The organism is Pontimicrobium sp. MEBiC06410 (assembly GCF_053601615.1).
The window spans coordinates 1-230 of sequence record NZ_JBSHNT010000047.1 but is presented as its reverse complement, the minus strand read 5'-3'; the positions used below and the strand labels follow the sequence as shown (position 1 = coordinate 230).

The window sequence follows — 230 nt, the reverse complement described above, 5'->3', positions numbered from 1 at the left end:
CGTACATAAATAATTTGTGGGTTGGTGACATTGGTATAGGGTATTGGTAATGGGTTAATGCCTGCATCTGCATCGGCTTGTGTTAAGTAATAGCTTACGATATAGTTGGCTGGGTCTTGCCCATCTAATACTTCTGGGTTTTGTGTGGCTAAATCAAACGACACGCTGTCATTGGTTGGGTCACCATCAAATTCCATATTATCATCACATAACTGGTATAGTATAGGTTC

General features: G+C 40.4%; 1 protein-coding gene. It reads right to left on the bottom strand.

Annotated elements, in window-relative coordinates; all coding sequences use genetic code 11:
• Positions 1-230 (bottom strand): hypothetical protein (locus tag ACVC08_RS00280; RefSeq protein WP_452600517.1); only part of this gene is annotated, 230 nt, incomplete at both ends.